The following is a 15,741-nucleotide window of genomic DNA, read 5'->3' as shown; positions in this document are numbered from 1 at the left end:
AGCATCCTGGCCATGCTCAAAGAGCTAAGCGGCAAGCTTCCCCCGGAGCGCCGGCTGATCCTTTGCCTGGAGATGTTCCATGGTAAGGATCAGAAGTGGGTGGACCAATTCATGGCCGGCGGGCTGGAAGAGAAAGCCTTCCTGAACAAGATCGGCTATGCGCGGAAATGGGCCTACAATTGGAACCCATGGCGGCATATCCTCGACTTCTGCCGGGAGCGCGGAATCCCCGTCCTGGGCATCAATACCGAGGCGGAAGATCCGGAACGCTCCCTTCAGATCAGGGATGCCTATTCGGCACAGGTCATCGGGCAGGCGCTGATCCGCCATCCCGGGGCCTTGGTCTACGTGGTGGATGGCGATTACCATATTTCGCCGAACCATCTGCCGCGGGAGGTGGAAACCCGGCTGGAACCCTTGGGCGTAACACCGCAAAGGACCATCATTTACCAAAATGCGGAGAACCTTTACTGGAAGCTGGCTGGAGAGCGCAAGGAGGAGGCCGACGTCCTCCAGATCGCCGCTGACAGCTTCTGCCTCATGAACACCGTTCCCGCCACCAAGCTCCAGTCCTACCTCGATTGGCTGGAGTACGCGGAGGATGGATGGCTACCCGTGAAGGGCAATTGGGCGGAGCTGTCCGGCGAAAACTATTTCAACCAGATCCAATCCATCGTCCAGGATCTGGACTCCCTCTTCCAATTCCGTTTCCCGATGGACGCAATGGAACGGCTTACGGTCTACTCTTCCCGCAACCTGGACTTCACCGAGATCATCCAGGGCATTCCCGCCTTGCGCGGGCAAATGCGCCGCATCAAGGAAAAGATCCGCCGCAGCGAGGGCTTCCTGCTGGAATACGCGGAGAACGGCTCGCCGGCCTACCTCATCTATCTTCCCAACGCGAGCATCAACCAGGCCGCCGAAGAAGCCACGCATTTCATGCACGCCATCTTGCGCGGCCCCCTGGACCGTCTGCCTATCGGGCATGAAAGGTTCTACGCCAACGTGCTGACCGAGGCCTTGGGCTTTTTCGGTTCGAAGATGATCAACGAGAAGCGCAAAGCCCCCAGCGAGTCCGCTCTGCGGCTATTCCTAGGCAAGGTCCGTAAGGGCATGGAATCGCCCAACCAGGCGGAGACCGTGCGCATCGCCCGGCTCATCTTGCAGCACTTGCATTTGGAGAAGCGGTCCCTGCGCGAGATGGATTTCCGGAAGAAGTTCGCCGAAGTCTTCGCCGATCGCACGGCGCTGCCGCAGACGTTCAGCACCCAATTGGGATATATGCTGGGCAACCGCCTTTATTACGCCGTGAAGAAGGGCCTGGTCCCCCTCAAGGACATCCGCGCCCTGTTTTACGAGAGCTTCGCGCATCCCGGCCTCGCCTTCGCCTCGTACGCGCGCTTCGTCCAGCAGCTTAAGCGCATCCGTCCCGCCCTGCCCGGCGCCCATGTGGAACAGGACCGGCCCATGGCGGCCAGCGCTTAGCCGCCCCGATCATATTTGCGACGCCTTGCTTTTCCTTCCAGGCATTGTTCCGATGCCGCCGGCTTGAGTAGTTTTGATCCTATGCCGCGCCGTTTCCTTCGCTTCCGCCCGCCCCACGCCCTGGCCCTCATGCTGCTGATGGCCTTCCAGACCCAAGCGGAGATTAGCGTGCGTAAAGCCGTGTTTTCCGATCGGCAATTGTTCTGGCCCGCCTTGGCCGGCCACGGGCGCCCTGCGGCAGCGCCTTCGGCGCCTGCCGATCGCCGGACCTCCGCGGCCCAGAAGGCGAAGGCAGATGTCCCGGGGAAGACGGGTCAAAGCGAGCCGATGCGCCTAGCGGTTCTTCCCATCGATGTAAAGGACTACTCGGAAACCCTCCCGTGCGATTCCTGCCACCGGCTCTCCGCCAACGGGATGGAATTTTATCTTGAAAATTACTTGCGCCAGCGCATGGAAGCCCGCTTCCCGGGCCAACATGTGGAGTTGGTCGCCCCTTCCGATCCCTTGGTGGCGAAGTGGGTCGACCTGATGCCGTATCTCGATAGCTTGCGCCTTCCGTGGGATAAGTGGCTTTCCGATCCGGGCGAAGCGGTCGTCTACCGGCCGCGCGATCGCTTCACCGATCCGCCCATGCGCCGGCGCATGGACAAGTTGGGAGGCATCCTGGGGGCGACGCATCTGCTGCTCCCGGCCCGCGTGCATGTAAAGGTGAAGCCCATGGGATCCAACATGCACCTCGGCGGCCTGGAATGGGGCTGCTACTTGCTCCTGTGGAACGTGGCGGAGGGCCGCCCCGAATGGGTCCTCGATTACGAGGAAAGCGAGTCCACCGTGGATTTGGACGAATCCTTGGATGGCCGCCTGGACAGGGCCTTAGGGACGGTTTTCGAGAAAATCCCCGCGGAGTTGCAGGAATTATGGGCGGCCGAGCCGCATTGATGCGTTCCTCTTGGGGTATTTGCGCAGGACTCGCTTGATTCCTGAGCGTCTTTTAGCGATAAGTTAAGAGAGCCTCCCCGGGTCGGTGACCCGATGGGACGGTGACTAGCCTATGGAGGATCCGGGTCCATGAAGGTTATCCGCCCCAACTGCCGCGCGCAGTTCACTCCCGCCGATTACGCATTTGTCGCCACGGTTTTGCCGCTCCGCGCGGACGGGTCGGCCGGGCTTATCCGCTTACTAGAGGACGCGGACGACATGGACCGCTTGCTCGATCAACCGCGACTGTTCCGCGCCGTCCTCGACCTGCCCAGCTGCCTCTCCGTTTCCCTCCACTTTTACTTCTACGTGCTGGTGCGGCATGCCTTGCTTCGCTCCGACATCCAGGATCGGGACGTGGCCGATTACGTGGCCGAGGTGTTGGCCGAGTTCTCCCAGTTGCAAAGGCTCGCCCAGCCCCGCGCCGACGGGGAAGGGTCGCTCGAATATTTGCACGAGATGCTGGAAGCCTTGGAACGACTGGAGCAGGAGGAACGGTTCGCCTTGCAATGCCACATCGGGAATTTCGCCTTGTTCCAAGCGGGGCTTTTTCCCGGCCGCGTCCAACGCCAGCGGGAACGTCGGGCCGCCCCCGGATTCCGCTTTTACGAGGAATTGGGCAGCGCCTATTACCGCATGGCGGGAGGGCATTGGCTGGCCCGCCGGATGGAACTGGCTCCGGTCTTTTCGACCCTGGGCGAAGCCTTCCACGTCACGCGGTTGGCCCTCAATCATTTATCCGAAAAATTGCTGTTTCTCGAGACCGACCGCGCCGTGCGGGATCTGCTTTTGGAAATCGACGGACCCCGGGCCGCCGAAAGCGATGAGGCGGAGTGACCCGCTATAAGGTGAATCGCCCGAAGCTGACCATGAACAGAACCACGTTGAGGCCCATCAGTATGATCCACCCGATGGCGCATACGCTCAAGGCCCGCAGCGTACTGGTGTAGTCCAAGGCCTGCCGCACCGCCACCACGAATGCGGCCAACATCCAAACGGCCGCCACCAGCCGGATAACCCCTCCCAGGCCGGGAAGGAAACCCAGGACTTGGATCATTCCCGGGGCGCTGGAGAAACCCGTGCAGCGCAGCAGTTCGCCCATGTCCGCCGAGGTCTGGTGTTCCGGCAGCAAGCGCGTTCCGATGAAGTAGCTGAGGAAAGCCCAGACCACCCATCCGATCAACGCCACCGCGGTGTGCAGAAGCAGCCCGTACCATCCGCCGCTCACGGCTCCGCCGACGCCCGCCGCCAAGCTCGAAAGGACCACGGTGAGGGCGGCCTGCCCGTTGGCCTCATGATCGGCCTCGACTTCTTCGTACAAATCGGGATCGAGCTTGATGGCCCGGAACAAGCGGTCGCGGTACGCTGTCATATGCTTTCGCCTCCCTGCAGCCGCCTGGAAAGGGGCGCGGCTGAGGTTAAGCTAATTTTCCCGCGATAGGACGTAAATCGGCACTCTTCCGGAAGCGTCACTATACCGGAAGCGGGTCCTTGCGGCGGAGCGGAAATCCCGATCCTGGCCGCGGTTCCTATTCCACCGGGAAGGGGATAGATTTACCGGCGAGGACGGACGACCCATCGCGGGGTTTGGTAAGGCGATCATACTGGGTCATGATATCGTGCAGCCGCAGCATCCCGAGGATGTTCCCGCCGGCATCCACGACCGGAAGCTGGACTGCCCTCGACTCCAGGAAAACGGAAAGCGCCGAGCGCAAATCCATTTCCGTCGTCAGCGTATAATCGTCCGTCATCAGGTCGCCGATCAGCACCAGATTTTCCGGGGAGGATTCCGCGGCCGCCATGTGCAGGCTTGCCGCGCTAACCAATCCGGCTAGCTTGCCGTATTCATCGACCACGGGAAAGACTTCGCAGTCGGACGCGCCAATCTTCACGAAGGCTTCCTTGATTTTCCAGTCGGGATGCAGGATGGGCATGTCCCCGTCCCGCTGGAATACCACGTGCAGAGGGATGTTTTTCAGGACGTCCACCTTCAAGGCGTGTTCATGGACGGGCGAAGAGAATTTGTCGTGGCGCTGGCTGGAATACAGGGACCATTTCCGCGAAAGCGCCAGGTGCAAGGTGGATGCGATCAGCAGAGGCGGCAACAGGCCGTAATTCCCGGTTATCTCGCATACCATGATCAGTCCCGCCAAAGGCGCTTTCGCCGCGCCAGCGAAGAACGCCCCCATGCCTACCAGCACGTAGGAACCGGGGTTGGTGACCCAGGACGCGTGCAGTGCCTGCAAGCCGAAACCGACCGCGCCTCCCAGCATACCGCCGATGAATAGGGACGGGCCGAAAACCCCGCCGGATCCTCCCGAGCCGATGGTCAGCGAGGTGGCCAGTATTTTCGCGCAGGCGATGAAGAGGAGGGAATGGAAGGCGAAGGATCCGGAAACCGCGTCGGACAAGTAGGACCAATTCGTCCCGGCCGCCTGCGGGCAAGCGTAGGCGAGCAGGCCTACCAGCAAACCACCCACCGCGGGTTTCAGATAATTCGGCATGCGCAGGCTTTCGGCGTACGCCTGTACGCCCCTGTAAGTACGGACGAAGATCCAGGAAAAGGGCACGCAGAGGAGGCCTACCAACGCGAAGTTGATCAACTCCGAGGCGTTCGCGAAGGGAAGCAAGGGGAAATGCAGGTAAGTGGTGTGCTGATGCGTAACGAGGGAGAAGCAGGTGAAAGCGACCACCGACGCTATCGTGAAAGGCAGGAAGCCCTGGGATTCGAAGTCCTCGCGGTAGACGATTTCGGCGGCCGTCAAGGCGCCTCCGAGCGGCGCGTGGAATATGGCGCCCAATCCCGCCGCCGTTCCCGTGAGGAGCATGATGCGGCGGACGCGATCGGGAAGCCCGAATATCCTTCCCACCAGGGACCCCAAGCCGCCGCCCATCTGGGCCGTCGGGCCCTCGTATCCGGCGCTGCCTCCGCTCCCGAGCGTGATGATGGAGGCGAAGAATTTCACCACCGCGACCCGGAAGGGGATGTGCCCGCCGCGGTTATGGAAGGCGTCGATCAAGCCATCGGTGCCGGTGCCCGCCGCATCGGGCGCAAAGGTATAGACGAGCAATCCCGAGAGCAGCCCTCCCACGGCTGGCACCATGAAGAAAAGCCAATGCGGCAGGATATGATGTCCGGACTCCGAAAAGGGAAATCCCGCGAAGCGGTCGAGGACGGACTTTTGCACGAACTCGAGGGTGAATTTGAAGAGGGCCGCCGCCAGTCCCCCCAGGAATCCGAGCAGCACCGCGAAACCCAGCACTCCGCCGGTGCGATGCCAATATTGCCGGAGCAGAAGGAATTTCAGCCATTCAGGAGGACGGACTTTCATCTTGGGCGGATCCGATTCAAAGGCGTAAAAATGTGGCCGTGTCCGGGGTAAAACTATCTATTGCTTGGGTGATAGTTAACCTGGTTAACGATTAATTTAACCTTCTTGCCGATAAATCTTGCCGACGCGGGCTTCGGGCCGCGGGAGCGGATTTTCCTTCCGGCTTTTCAACTCACGCCTCCAAAGCCCGCCTAGCAGCAAAAGCAGCGCACCCAGGACCAGATATCCCCCGATCCGCATGGAGTTTTTGGCGAACAGGACATAGCCCTTGGCGTCAGCATCGTAGTGGTAGCAGAATAAGAGGAGCTTTTCGCCCACGGACAAGGCCTTTCCATCCTTGGCTTCCAACAGCGCGAGATGAAGATCCTGAGGGGGGTAGGCCACCCCGTATAAGTAGCGGCAGATCTTCCCCCGAGGGGAAATGGCGTAGATGGCGGCGCTGTGGGAGAAGTCTTCGCTTGCGGGATTATAGTGGTACCGGAATCCGATGGCGTCCGCAAGCCGTCTTATCTGCCGGTCGGTGCCGGTCAGGAAATGCCATCCCGACGCGGCTTCAGGGCGTCCCAGGGCTTCGATATGGGATTTCTTCTTGGCGGCCGCCTGGGCGCCGCCTTCCTTGGAGTCGATGCTGACGGTCACAACCTCGAATTCCTTCCCGGGAGTCCATTCGGACTTTTTCAGCGCTTCCACCATGCCGGCCAGGACCAGATTGCAGAGCATGGGGCAACGGTAATACGCGAAATTGAGGAGGACTGGTTTCCCCGCCCGGAAAAATTCCGATAAGCGCACGGGGCGGTCCGCTTCATCTCGGAATTCCGCTTCCAGAGGGATCGAATTCTCCAAGTGCTCATCGATCCCGACATCGATGAGGGCGGGGGGGAGGGATTGGGAGGCGGGCAGGACGGAGTCCGGATCGGGAAAGTCGGCATACGCCTGCGAGCATACGAGAATGGGTATAATCGCCGCGGTCGCCGTCCACCCAACGCGCTTCGGAGCCTTCATTAGTTAATTCAATTTACTTAAAATCGGACCGATTAAGTTTATAGTATTAACCATAAATAGATCAAACTAATACTGATCTCGGGCGGGACTTGCCGCGGACTTCCAGGTTCCCCCTCGTCAGGCGAATACGGGCCGGTCCAGTTCCAGAGGAACGGCTCATGACCGGCATGGAGCGAGCCACTAGCCTATATTCCTTCGGAACCGGATGAGGGCAAGGAAAATGTACGGCGGCTCGGCCGCATCCCGCCGGAATCCCCAGGCAAAGGCGGATTGCTGTCGATAAATTCCAGAGGACTAAGGACTTGCCAGGAGTGATGGTTCCTCCTATATTCTCCCCACACCTAATCGGTGCGGGGTGGAGCAGCCCGGTAGCTCGTTGGGCTCATAACCCAAAGGTCTCAGGTTCAAATCCTGACCCCGCTACCAAAATTAGGCCCTCTGAGTTGTTGGTTCTCCTAGAGAACGGGCAACCTCGGAGGGCCTTTTTTGTTTCTGCCCTTCCCGAAGAAAACCCGCCGAATCCTACCCAGCCGTAGAAGTGTTCGCCCGGTGGTGCGCGTATCCCTCAAGCAATCCGGATATTCGCGAAAGCGACGTTTCCGGTGTGGACCTGAAGACCAATGAAACCGGACTCGGGATCCTCGCTATGCTTCCGTCCCCGGAATTTTTCGTTCGGGTCGTTGGGATCGGCCTTGAACTTCGTCGCGGGATGCCCGTTAAGCGTTACCTCGTAGGTGCGATCGGTAACTTTGATCTTGAAATGGTGCCACACGCCGTGACGTAGGTTCTGCGTATTCGAGTAGTTCTGTTGTCCCGGCGCCGTTCCGGCTGTTTTCACCTTGTAGATTGAGCCGGTTCGATTGTAGAAGTGGCCATCTTTCTCGGGGAACGTCCCGTCAGGGTCCGCCTTCCGCGTATCACCGCGTCCCTCTTCATCGATTTGGATCTCATACCCGGTGTCGACGGCGACGGTCGCAGCGTTCCCGGGGACGTCCGGGCCTGGCGTGCCCGGCAGCTCCGGCTTTCGCGGATCGCGGAAACGGACGAAGACACCGCTGTTATCGTTTTGATTTCCGCGTGGATGCGGGAGGCACACATCGAGATCGAGCGTGAAATTGTCGAATTGCTGGGCGGCGTAGTAAAGAAGGCCGATGCCTCCCGTGCCCGGCTGGGCGATGAGAGCGCGTCCCACGATACGGAACGAGCCGCCTCCGGCCATCAGCCACTTGGAGAAGAAGTCGGCCGCCTTCTGGCTGCCGTCGAAGAGATACGTGACACCGGATGAGGGAATCGGCGGCGGGGGAAGCAGGAAGTCGCCGAGCCGTCGTGCCATGCCGATACCGGTGAGCATCGGGTTCGGCGAGCCCGTCGATGGGAACAGCGCAGGGCTGGCAATGTACACGTTGCTGACGTTGTGAAGACGACAGTCGCTATTCGTCACTGATTTGGCCGGATCGCTGCCCATGCGAAGCGTCCCAGCCTCGTGGTGGGTGGTTCCCAGTCCGTCACGACGATCGGGATTGTTCCCGATTTGTCCATTCTTGCCTTTGCTTAGGTGCGGGACGTGGACTGCGTACGTCGAGGCATCGACACCCGGCGCCAGTAATACACCGGTATTGCCTGTGAAAATATCGATCTTCCTGCCGTTCGCGAAAATAGCCGCCAATTGATCGGACGCGGCGTCCATAGCTTCCCACAACTCGAGATCGCGGTCGCTCGCATTGAGGTTCACGAACACCTTCCTCTCGTTGAAGTCGACCTGGTTGGGATTGAGATCGGGCGTAATATTGCTCGCCGGATTATCCGTCTGCATCTCGCCGATGGCCCGGATGGTAATCATAACGTGCGTGTCGCTGGCGTTCAGATGGCTTTTGACCGCGTCGATGTCCGGGATTTTCTGGAATAGCTCGGCCTCGGAGTTGGCATTGACGGCATCCAGGCCGGTCGCGGTTATTTGAAAATGGAAATGCCCCACCCCGTCCGGTGATCCGTCAGGCTTCTTAAACTGATGCCGTCCCTTCATGAAGAGCGCGGATGACTGCAATGCCCGTAGATTGGGATCGAGCGCCGTGAATGCTTCCCGCGGCACGCGAAAGGTGACATTGGAGCGAAGGTGGGCGATGAGGTTGGCGCCGATCCGCCCGTCTTGGCCGAAAGAATTCAGCGCGAGCCGTGTGCTCTCGATGGTGCCCAGGGCGACAATGACTTCGCAATCGCGGGATACGGGAATGACCCCGTGCTCGGTAAGGACGCCGTCCACGCGTTTGCCTCCCATTCCGTCGCTGACCGTACTAAGACGGGAGACATGGCAACGCGGTACGATCATTAGGCGTTTGCGGACATCATCCCCTCCCGCTTCGCTATTAGCGGTCCGCGAGGCCTTGATGAGCAGGGGTACCGAACTGAACTTATTCAATGGGAAAAAGCCCCCGTGACCTGGCCGGGCTTGAACAGCCAACGGCGCTTCGAGTTTCAGCTTATCACGTAGCTGCTTCTTCAGATTAGGGGGTTGGGGACTAGGAACCGGGATGCCGAGCATCAGTGCTAGCTCCTCTATGGTAGGATCCCTGCCAAGGATCTCCACCATCGGGGAATCCGGCAGTGAGGAAAGGCCCATGGCCTCGCTGACCTTGTTCCCCTCCAATGCCCCGAACAGCGCATCCCGCAAGGCGAAATGCAACTCCCCGAAGATGAAGTCATTCGTTTCGGTGACGCCAATCTGCCGGCCTGATTGGCGGAAGTAGCCTTCGTCGCCGTTTTTCAGGGTCGTCGCATTCAAATCATCGAGCACGGCTTTCGGCCAAGGTGAAGTCTCCGAATCCAGTAGGCGCGGAGACCATCCTCCCCAAAAAACGGAGCGTCCTCCCACGCAAAATGCGAGGCCGTTAAAGGGAATGTTGCCGTTCCATGGGAAACCCCATACATCGCCCACCCCAGAGATAGAGGGGACATTCTGGATATGCTCTGGCAGAGCGAATGGCCCGGCTTCAAGAACAAGGATACGCTCCGCGCGCGCGGCGCTGCGGAAAAGGAGGTGCTCAGCGACAGCTCCCCCGAACGTTCCGCCGCCGATGATGATGAAGTCGAATGGACGCATATCACCGCGTGCCGGAAGAGGATTACCGTTCACATCCTTCGCGGACGCGCGAAACTCGGGATTCGAGTTGGCCATGGCTTCGTCAAACGAGTTGCAAACATATCTGCCCATGATGTCGATGGCGAACTCAGTGTTTGGCGACTTCGATCCTATGGTCATGTCCCCGTCTCCTTATTGTCCTTTGGGAATCTTCCCCGGCGCCTTAGACACTAGGATGCGGTAAAAGGTTACCAGCCATGTAACGTGGCAGAGTAAAGGCGGCCGAGCGTGCGCCCCCGCCCGGCATGGGTTTTGCCATTAGTGGGAATACCCGCCTTTCTTGGAGTATATATGCCTTGTTTGTCCCGTTTGAAAGACTTCGGCCGTTGCCGGCTTGGTCTTCTCTTGCTCATCGCCGGTCCGCTTCTGATCGCCTGCGGCGGGAGTAGTACGGGTCCGGCTAAGGATCCCGATGCGCAATTGCTGTTGCTGGAGCCATTAGGAGGCGAAACCTATCATACGGGGGATAGCTTGCATGTGCGATGGAAGGCCCAAGGCAAGGGCGTGGACGAGATCAGTTCGGTGACCATCTTTCTTTCGCCTGACTCGGGAGCCACATGGATAAGCCTCAAGAGCGGATCCGTCGGTACCGAGGATGCCCAATGGGGCGATTTGGCCTGGAAAATTCCCGTCACGCTGTCGGCGAAGGGTATCGATTTCAATCTCGCGGCCAGGACCCATGTATTGGTCAAGGTCCAGAATTACCAGAACGATTCGGACCCTAACCAGAGAGCGGTGACACCCAAGCCGTTCTCGATCGTGCTTTAAGCCAATGCGCATCGAAATCCGGTGGCTTTCCCCCTGGTTTTGCATCATCGCCCTGGCAATCGTCGGTTGCATTTGGGACCAGAGTGAAACTACCCATCCAGAACCGCAAAGGATTCCGGGAATGGCCTTGATCCGCTCGGCGGGCCGTACCTTTATGCAAGGCGGGGACGCGCAGTCGGCGGAGGCCGATGAGCTGCCGGCGTTCAAGAGTGCATTTACCTACGATTATTACCTGGATACCGTCGAGGTGAGCCAAGGCGCCTACGCCGATCTGATGGGATCCGCTCCGGCAACGGCCGCTTTCGGGTCCGGACGCGACTATCCGGTGTATGGCGTGACCTGGTTCGATGCGGCCCTATTCGCGAACGCCAGAAGCAAAGCCGCCGGGCTCGATACCGTATACGAGTATGCCCTCGTGAAAAGGTCGCCCTCCGGTTCGGCATATGACCTGCCCGGTTTGGAACCGCATTTGGAACGGCAAGGCTTTCGCCTGCCTACCGAATCCGAATGGGAGTACGCGGCCCGGGCCGGTTCGTCAGGGACGTTCGCTTGGGGCGAAATGAAGGATTCGGCTTTGGCCTCCGCTTTCGCTTGGTCCACGGCGAACTCGGCCGGGGCGACGCATCCGGTCGGGACCTTGGCGGCCAACGCCTTCGGGTTGCACGACATGGCCGGAAACGTCATGGAGTGGATCGGCGACTGGAAGGGGCAGTATCCCTCGGGAGCAGTCTCGGATTTCGCCGGTGGGCGGGATCCCGGGCCCCAGGGCGAAATTCCCGTTAAAGGCGGGGCTTTTAAATACGGCCTACGCGAACTGCGCCCGGCCAACCGCTCCGCGACTTACGCCACCATACCATCGGCGGCCACCGAATACGTGGGCTTCCGCTGCGCCCTGGGCGCGATCGCGAAGCCCTTTTTCTCTACTGCCGATGGCCAACCCATCGCTACGGGCAAGGTGATACTGAACCAAGAAAGGCCGCAAGACCTCGTTGGCGGCCGGGCGGCGAAGCTGGTCTTCGTGAACGCCTCGCCCACCCTTCGGCACTTGGCATACGTCGACTATTCCAAGACCCCGGCCAAGCTGATCGAGTTTACCGACCGCGACGACGTGTTCCATCCCACGATTTCACCGGATGGCAATTGGGTCGCGTTCGGAACGCGGCTCGAAGGCGTCGATACCGGCTCCGACCTGTACGTACGGGCCTTGGATGGGACCTCGTCGCCTTGCCGGAAAATCGGGCCGGGATTCATCCCGCGCTGGTGGGTGGATCCTGTCACACGTGATACCTTCCTGATCTATACCAACTCGGCCATCGATGACGCCAGCTCGCGGTGGGCAGACGGCAAAACGTTTCTGCAAAAGGTTTCCGGCGGCGCTCCGCAAGGGGACCCCCGTCCCCTGGCGGCGCAGGGGGGCTTCCATGACGGGTATTCCGCGGATGGCCGCTACCTTGCCACGGGATACCGGCTACTGAAGCTGGAAAACCTCGCCTCCGGCCAAGCGAAGGTCCTTTTCACCGCGCCGAAGAACGGCAAAGCGCCGGGCGATACATCGCAGGTTTGCAACGTTTCCATCTCCCCGGATTCCACCGGGCGCACCCTGTTTCTGGACTTCGGATACCCCGGCGTCAGCGCCCTGACCCGCGGTTCCTACGACATCCATCAGGTGGCCTTCATGGCGGGGCCAGACGGGGACGTGATGCGATGGTATAAGTCGCCGCCGGATGAATCGGGTTTCGAGGACCTGGAATGGACCAATGATCCGGACATCGCGGTGACCGGGGCGACGGACGCCAGCCAAGCGCGCCGGCACCTTTATCTGCTCGACCTTAAGGATTCGACCATGCTCCGGATCGTCACGGGAACCCAGATCATGCAACCCGCCTTTTGGCTCGGATCTTCGCGCGGCATTCCCCAGGGAGGGTTGTCCGCGGATAGCCTGGGTTGGTATGACGATCCCTTGACCACCGCTACGCGGGAGGTTTTCGCGTTCAAGATGCATCTCTTCTGGGAAAACAACGATCGACTTGAGGCTGCGTTCGTCGGTAGCTCGCAAATGACGGACGGATTGGATCCCTCCCAAGTGACATGCGTAAAGGGTTTCAACCTGGCTTACGGCGCCGGCGATCTAAAGGGCGTGGATTTCGTCTTGCGGCATTACGTGATGACGCGTTGCCCGAAGCTGCGGTTGGTCGCCATTAGCGTTCCGCTCGGTTGGTTGAACCTTCACGATAACGACTTCAGTTGGACCAACGCGGTAGAGGGCAGCAAGGGACTGGTTTACGACGAGAACCATGATTTCTGGCCATTGGGATTACCTTCCGGATTCCGGGAACTCGCGGTGAGCGCGCCTTACCCGAGCATAGGCATCGATTCCTTGGGCTTATACTCATTTCCCACCAACGGCTGGGGCAGCAATCTATCGGAATGGGCCGGGCCGGACTGGGACGTTTCCAACGCCGAGTACCAGGGCAATTTCCCCGTCCTGGAGCGTCTCGTGGCGGAGTTGTCGCAAGGTAACGTGCAGGTGGCATTCGTGGTTTTCCCGCAAAGTCCGGCTTATAAGGGGATGCACAGCTTCAGCGTATGGGGCCCAAGCTGGGATACGGCCCGCCGCATCCTGGACCAGCTTTCCGCCCTCCAGGCGAAGTATCCCGGCTTCCATCTGATCGATCTCAACCAAAACGGCGATCATGGTTTTACCGACGCCGATGCCTACGACGACATGCACTTAAGCGGCGCCGGAGCCAAAAAGGCGGGGGCCATGCTCAATCTGGAGTTCGCGAAAATGCTAGGTAAGTAAGGCAAGGAATAGCGCGGGATCGATTTCGCCCCCGTGATTGCATAGGCAGGACTGCCTTGCGGTCCTTCTTACTGCTTGAGAGGCATCCCGCCTAAGGCATGGCTCAAGGCGGCTCTGGCTTCGGTGAGATCAGGATCGATGGCCAAGGCCTGGGCGTAGAGATTGATGGCCCCCGCCATATCGCCCTTGGCTTCGGCGATATGAGCCAGGCCCGCCAGGGCGCGGGCGTCCCGGGGATTGCGGGCCAAGGCGGCCCGGAAATCCGATTCGGCTTCGCCGGCGTCCCCCGACTTCAGCAGGGCATCGCCCAAAGTGGTCTTGAGGTCGGCGCGGTCCGGCCATTGGTTCAGGGCCGCGCGCAAATGGGGAACGGCGTCCACCGGTCGGCCGCCCGTCGCGAGCAAGATCCCCAATTTGCCCTGGGCGTCGGCATCGCCGGGATCAAGCTCGACGACTTTCGCGTATTCGGAGGCGGCGCCGCTGCGATCGCCCAACCGGCCCAACGCGTCGGCGAGGTAATGATGCGACATCGGATTGGTCGTATCCAAACGCACGGCCCGGCGGTAATGGGGAATGGCTTCGGCCTCGCGTCCCGCGCGCTCGCGGGCGGCTCCCACGAAAAGGGAGCTCCAGATGGCCTCCAAACTTTCTGTGTCCACCGCCAGGGCGCGCTCCGCGATGCGGGCCGCATCGTCGTGCTTGCCGGCCCAATTCACCACCTTGGCCAGATTATGCAACCCTTCGCCCAGCTCGCGCGGTCCCATATGCGACATGACGCGGGCCGCTACGGAGTCCACGATCCGGTTTCCCTTGAAAGCGGTTTCGTCCCATCCGGGAGCCGCCTTGACCATTCCTAGGGCGGCCATTTTACCGAGAATGGCCAGGGCCATGTAACGGTAATCGTCGATGGACAAATGCACGTGATCGACGAAATCGGGCTCCCCCAAGACATCGTTGCCGGAATCGGCGCGGGTTTTCTTTTCCAGCAAGGCGGAGAAATCGAGGGCTTGGGCCTTGTGCTCGCTGGCCGTCTTCAGGACGATGTCGCGCAGGGGCGTGGGCGCGCGCAAGGGACAGACGTCTTCGTCGAGGGATTTCCGCAGGAGGCGCTTGGCGTCCGCGAACTTGGCCGCGGCATAGGCGGCCTTGCCGGCTTCGAAGAGCAAGGCGGCATCGCGATCGTCCAAAGCGGCGGCGGAATCCAACAGCTGGGCGGCGGCTGCGGGGGCGGCGCCTTGGGCGCGACGGCGCAAGTCGGCGATGCGGCCGGCATCGTCCGGGGAAAGGCCCGGCTTGGGTTCGCTCTTGAAAGGCGAACAGTCTTTTTCATTGCCCGGGGTAGTCAGGAAGATCACCTCGGCGCCGACGGAATGGGCCATGTCGGCCATGCGCCCCAGGGAGGCGCGGAAATGCGCGAAGATGTCCTGGCGCAACGTATCGTTACGGGTATAGGAAGTCGGGCCGACGGTATTGGCGAGGATGTCGTCCACTTCGCCGGCCATCTGGTACGAACTTCCCCGGGCGCCGCGTTCCGCAACTTTGGCTTCGGCGGCGGCAGGCGCGGGTCGCGGACGGGTCAAGCGCCGCAGGGCGGAATAGGTTCGCGTATGTTCGAGAAGGCCGCTCAGCTCGCGGATGAACTTGGGCATGCCCGTGGTGCCGCGGTAAGTGCGCTCTTCCAGGAATTCGTTATGCCCGCTGTAGACGAGGAAGAGATCGGGCTGGTACTGGATCGCCTCGGCGATGAGCATGGCTTCGCGGTAGCTCGCATAGCTGATGCCGCCGCAATTGATGACTTCCCATTTGCGGCTGGAGTCGGCTTTAGGCAGCAGATCGCGCAACCATCCGCTGAACGAAACCGGATCGCGCCAGGGATGACCGTAGCAGGTGGATCCCCCCACGGTGAAAATGCGGAAGGTTCCCGGGGCCTTCTTGATGGGGAACGATTGGGGATTGAAATGCGTAAACTTCACCGGGTTGGTGACCATGAGGCCCGAGCTATCGCCGCTGCCGCGGATGAACAAAGGCTGGGAGGCCGCGAATCCCACGAAGGGATCTTCGGTAAGACTTAAGGGCTTGACGCCGGCGGCCCATAGGGCCATTTCGCACAGGGAATAGACGAAGAGCGGAGTGCCAATGGCGAGGGCCGCTTTGGCCCAGATCGAAACGCGTGCCGCCATGCTTCCGGTAAAATGGCAAATCCAGGTGCGTTTTTCAAACCTGGCCCGGCCCCGACC

Annotated in this window: 10 protein-coding genes and 1 tRNA gene; 6 read left to right on the top strand and 5 right to left on the bottom strand. The window is 60.5% G+C overall.

What is annotated here, in order from left to right; all coding sequences use genetic code 11:
- The 3 genes from JF616_20590 to JF616_20580 all read left to right on the top strand — a co-directional run.
- Nucleotides 1-1,485: ChaN family lipoprotein (locus JF616_20590; protein MBW8890159.1), on the top strand; the 1,485-nt coding region annotated here is incomplete at its 5' end.
- 81 nt (nt 1,486-1,566) lie between these two features.
- Nucleotides 1,567-2,424, top strand: a complete 858-nt coding sequence (locus JF616_20585) for a hypothetical protein (GenBank protein MBW8890158.1) — start codon at nt 1,567-1,569, stop codon at nt 2,422-2,424.
- A gap of 129 nt (nt 2,425-2,553) precedes the next feature.
- A complete protein-coding gene (locus JF616_20580) occupies nt 2,554-3,300 on the top strand; it encodes a hypothetical protein (GenBank protein MBW8890157.1) in 747 nt (248 codons plus the stop codon).
- A 4-nt stretch (nt 3,301-3,304) separates the two neighbouring features.
- On the opposite strand, the gene JF616_20575 is transcribed toward JF616_20580, so the two are convergent.
- From JF616_20575 to JF616_20565, 3 genes are all read right to left on the bottom strand, one after another.
- Entirely contained in the window at nt 3,305-3,835 is a 531-nt protein-coding gene (locus tag JF616_20575) for a hypothetical protein (protein ID MBW8890156.1), read from the bottom strand.
- Nucleotides 3,836-3,992: 157 nt separating this feature from the next.
- Nucleotides 3,993-5,795, bottom strand: a complete 1,803-nt coding sequence (locus JF616_20570; protein ID MBW8890155.1) for a chloride channel protein — start codon at nt 5,793-5,795, stop codon at nt 3,993-3,995.
- Nucleotides 5,796-5,891: 96 nt separating this feature from the next.
- Nucleotides 5,892-6,797, bottom strand: a complete 906-nt coding sequence (locus tag JF616_20565; GenBank protein ID MBW8890154.1) for an SCO family protein — start codon at nt 6,795-6,797, stop codon at nt 5,892-5,894.
- Between the two features lie 349 nt (nt 6,798-7,146).
- Between JF616_20565 and JF616_20560 the strand changes: the two genes are divergently transcribed.
- Nucleotides 7,147-7,223 (top strand) — tRNA-Met (locus JF616_20560).
- A gap of 139 nt (nt 7,224-7,362) precedes the next feature.
- On the opposite strand, the gene JF616_20555 is transcribed toward JF616_20560, so the two are convergent.
- Nucleotides 7,363-10,053: a DUF1080 domain-containing protein gene (locus JF616_20555; protein MBW8890153.1), complete on the bottom strand. Its 2,691-nt coding sequence runs from the start codon at nt 10,051-10,053 to the stop codon at nt 7,363-7,365.
- A 171-nt stretch (nt 10,054-10,224) separates the two neighbouring features.
- On the opposite strand from JF616_20555, the gene JF616_20550 reads away from it, so the two are divergent.
- Complete coding sequence (locus tag JF616_20550) at nt 10,225-10,701, top strand: hypothetical protein (GenBank protein MBW8890152.1); 477 nt, start codon at nt 10,225-10,227, stop codon at nt 10,699-10,701.
- A gap of 121 nt (nt 10,702-10,822) precedes the next feature.
- Complete coding sequence (locus JF616_20545) at nt 10,823-13,504, top strand: SUMF1/EgtB/PvdO family nonheme iron enzyme (protein MBW8890151.1); 2,682 nt, start codon at nt 10,823-10,825, stop codon at nt 13,502-13,504.
- A gap of 68 nt (nt 13,505-13,572) precedes the next feature.
- Here the strand turns inward: JF616_20545 and JF616_20540 are convergent, their stop codons facing one another.
- Entirely contained in the window at nt 13,573-15,684 is a 2,112-nt protein-coding gene (locus JF616_20540; GenBank protein MBW8890150.1) for a tetratricopeptide repeat protein, read from the bottom strand.
- Between the last annotated feature and the right edge of the window lie 57 nt (nt 15,685-15,741).

It is taken from the genome of Fibrobacterota bacterium, from assembly GCA_019509785.1.
Lineage (GTDB): Bacteria > Fibrobacterota > Fibrobacteria > UBA11236 > UBA11236 > Chersky-265.
Note: the sequence above shows the minus strand (reverse complement) of the source record. Positions and strands in the feature narration are given on the sequence as shown.